A 3,356-nucleotide genomic window follows, 5' to 3' on the forward strand; every position below is an offset into this window, starting at 1 on the left:
GCATCTAGGAGCTGCATTGCCTACCCCCCCGTATCCGCTAGATACCCACTACCCCTGGCAATCTGACGAGGTAGTTGTGGGGGGACGAATAGCCTTTGAAGAGGGTTCTGTAAGTGTTCCTCAGGGTCCCGGGCTGGGGGTAGAGCTTAATAGCGACGCATTAGATAAGCTCCACCAAAATTTTATCAAGTGCGCCCTCACCCATCGTAACGACGAAGTAGAAATGCAGAAAGTACAGCCCGGCTGGAAATTTCAAGCTACTCGGTGGTAGGCTCCATGTACTGAGCACAGTTAGTAATGAACAACGACACCGTCTGAGAAGAGAAGTCGCATTTGGTTTTATATTCTAACCTTACTACTTCACCACTTAGGGGAAGAAGTTTCCAAGCCAGGTGACCCTCAACTAGGCGGTAGTTACAATTTAACCACAAGCTGATGCGTTTGGTGATGGAGATGCTTAAGATAGGTCAATCAGCGGGTGTTATGTAAAGGGCATAAGGAGGAAATAACCTGATTAAAGTAGATGCTAACAGTTCATGTTGTTTAACGATACTTTGCTATATTATCACTTAGACTATCGATAGATACCTGCTCGGAATTGGTAATTATTGAGTACAAATGACAATAAACACTTACAAACGTTTAACTAGCTTGCTAAAATTATGCGAAGTGCTATAAAGAAGATTAATTCTATCGTATTATTACCGTCAAATCAATCAAAAACAATACAGGTACATGATAAATAAACGCACCGGTGCGTTTATCTGGTTGTTGTGGCGCATTAAAAAGCATTATAGATGTTCAATAGATTAACAAATAAGAAAAAGGGACAGAGAGAAGAGGAATTGCCTCAAGACCATGATGGCTTACCTAATTCTCATACTCCTTATGGGCTTTGTCCAAGGTGTGACAAGCAATCTAGTTTTGATATTTTAGGCTCTCTACCTGCAACTTTTGATTCTGGATATATTTTAAGTCAAGATGGTCAAAACAAAAGGACATTAATTGACCAAGTGACTTCTATGGAGTGTCGTAATTGCCATCAACCAGTTATTGTTATAGAGCAGGAGTATATAGGTGATTCACCATCTAATAAAAAGCATTCTGGTGGATTGATAAATTATCGAGGGCTGTTTTGGTGGCCAATCCAAGGAATGAATCCATCATCTGATATTCCAGAGGAGATTCAAAGAATACTACAAGAAGCAAAAATTACCTTTTCAGCACAGTGTTACAGAGCGTCTGCCGTGATGTCAAGACGAACATTGGAAGCCATTACAGTGGATAAAGGAGAAACTGAGGGTGTTTTAGCGAAGAGAATTAAGAATCTGATTAATGAAGGAATCTTAGATAAAAACCTTGGGGACTGGGCAACAGAAATTAGATTGATTGGAAATTCTGGCGCTCATTTTGACCCAATCAATAATAAAGAATATTACGGTTGCTTTTATAAGGGAATGAAAAAAGGCTGTCCACTGTCGATAGTTTATGCTAACACTAGACAGTTTAACGAACAGCCGTTCCACGGTGGCCCCACTCAATTTAATGCCATTACGGGCTTAAACCAACAAGAGTTTATAATTTTATTGTATCATTTTGCCCCCCTCGAGGAAGAATACTATCGCCACCATGATTTAAAGGGGGAGGCTCGCAAGAGCGTGCGCTATGACGAGCGCAGCGACAACAGCCTACCCGGATCGGCCAATAAGCTACTGTTCATGTTGAGCTACATAAAGGAAAATCCAAATCAGGCTTATCATGGGGCTGTGTTCGGAATGAGCCAAGGAAATCAGTTCCACTGCGGGTCAGCCTATGGGTTAGGCAGCTCTCGCCCCTACTAGAAGAGGCTTTGAGGCGAATGGAAAAACTACCTCAACGGTCAGCAGATCAATTGTATTACGTCCTCAATAAGTGCCTTACTACGGCTTTACTAATAGACGTGGCTGAACGTCGGATCGGCCGCTCAGCCGACTACCAAGTACAAAAAGAACACTATAGTCGTAAGAAAGGCACCCATACGCTAAAGAATTTGGTGATTACTACTCTTACACAGGAAGTGCTTTATCTGGGGGAAACCTTTGAAGGCCGGGTACATGATAAAAAGATGTATGACCAAGCCGAATTGAAGTTTCCTGAACAAGACCAGAGCTTATGGGCCGACTTAGGCTTTCTGGGAATTGAGGCGGAACATGCGGCAGTCATCCTACCTGAAAAGAAGCCGAAGGGCAAAGAACTGACGAACTACCAAAAGGAACTAAACGGACTTATTGCTAGCATTCGGGTCACCGTAGAACACGCGATTGCGGGTATCAAACGAGTCAAAATTATACGCAATCAAATCCGTTTACATGGCTGGCAGGTAAGAGATCGCATGATGGCTGTTGCTTGCGGACTGCATAATATTCGTTGTCAGCGATGGGCGGCATAAACAACTAACCGTAATAATCTTTAATGTCGAAAAGGAAGATGCGAATCAGATAATTTTATTTATTGAGGAGTTGATAAAATACGTCTATATAATGCCAGCAGAGATTGCACGACGTAGAAAAAAATAACGATATGAAGAAATATTCAATACTTGTTGTTTTTGTATTATTTACATCTCTTGTATTTGGACAAGCAGAAGGTGAATCAATAGATTCATCAATTAAAATTTTATACTCTTTAATTGGTGGTTTTATTGGTGGTATCTTAGGCGTAATTGGAACAATTTTATCTTCCTATTATGGACCTAGACAACTAGAAAATTGGAGAATGGAACAAAAGGAGAAGAAATATAACCAACCTCGAAAGACTTTATTAAAGCAAATGTTAAATGATAAACGGTTTCCTGATGGAAGACGTTTATCGACTCTGTCTAGAGTATCAGGAACAGATCTTGAAGAATGCTGAAGCTTACTAATTGATATTGATGCAAGAGGGATTACTTTAAGAGATGATTTCGGTAATGATATTGAAGGTTGGGTTTTGATAGCAAATCGACCTTTGGATGAAGAATAACGACGCCACAACAATGTGTATAGTGCATAAGGGTTTCAGAGGTTTTCGGGCGTATTTACTCGCATTAAATTTGGGTGGTAACTTGATTGGTTTAAAGCTCGCAATCCCTTACGCACCATACATTCACCGTTAAGCGTAATCCAAAGGTAAAAAATGCCGTATATTAAAGTATGAAAGTACAATTACAATATTTGAACGATCAAGAAGGCAACCTAATGGCAGTTCAGATACCAATTAGCGAATGGAAAAAGCTTGAAAAACGAATTGAGAAGTACGAGCAAGCTTTTCAAGTGAAAGACGATTTGACAGCAGCTTTTGAAGAAGTAAAACAGACGAAAGCTGGCAAGATTCCCAAA

Annotated in this window: 5 protein-coding genes; all 5 read left to right on the forward strand. The window is 40.5% G+C overall.

Annotated features, from left to right (window positions below; genetic code table 11):
• Positions 1-271: enolase C-terminal domain-like protein (locus WBA23_RS01815; RefSeq protein WP_424580529.1), on the forward strand; the 271-nt coding region annotated here is incomplete at its 5' end.
• 526 nt (positions 272-797) lie between these two features.
• Entirely contained in the window at positions 798-1,841 is a 1,044-nt protein-coding gene (locus tag WBA23_RS01820; RefSeq protein ID WP_424580530.1) for a DUF4145 domain-containing protein, read from the forward strand.
• 17 nt (positions 1,842-1,858) lie between these two features.
• Entirely contained in the window at positions 1,859-2,428 is a 570-nt protein-coding gene (locus WBA23_RS01825) for an HARBI1 family protein (protein WP_424580531.1), read from the forward strand.
• Between the two features lie 131 nt (positions 2,429-2,559).
• Positions 2,560-2,892: a hypothetical protein gene (locus WBA23_RS01830; protein WP_424580532.1), complete on the forward strand. Its 333-nt coding sequence runs from the start codon at positions 2,560-2,562 to the stop codon at positions 2,890-2,892.
• Positions 2,893-3,170: 278 nt separating this feature from the next.
• The coding region (locus tag WBA23_RS01835; RefSeq protein ID WP_424580533.1) for a hypothetical protein at positions 3,171-3,356 on the forward strand (186 nt) is incomplete at its 3' end.

The sequence above is a fragment of the Tunicatimonas sp. genome, assembly GCF_049647865.1.
Lineage (GTDB): Bacteria > Bacteroidota > Bacteroidia > Cytophagales > Cyclobacteriaceae > Tunicatimonas.

Excerpts from the sequence above, each read along its gene's own strand:
- WBA23_RS01820 (WP_424580530.1), top strand. The coding sequence starts at position 798 with ATGTTCAATAGATTAACAAATAAGAAAAAGGGACAGAGAGAAGAGGAA.
- WBA23_RS01825 (WP_424580531.1), top strand. The coding sequence starts at position 1,859 with ATGGAAAAACTACCTCAACGGTCAGCAGATCAATTGTATTACGTCCTC.
- WBA23_RS01830 (WP_424580532.1), top strand. The coding sequence starts at position 2,560 with ATGAAGAAATATTCAATACTTGTTGTTTTTGTATTATTTACATCTCTT.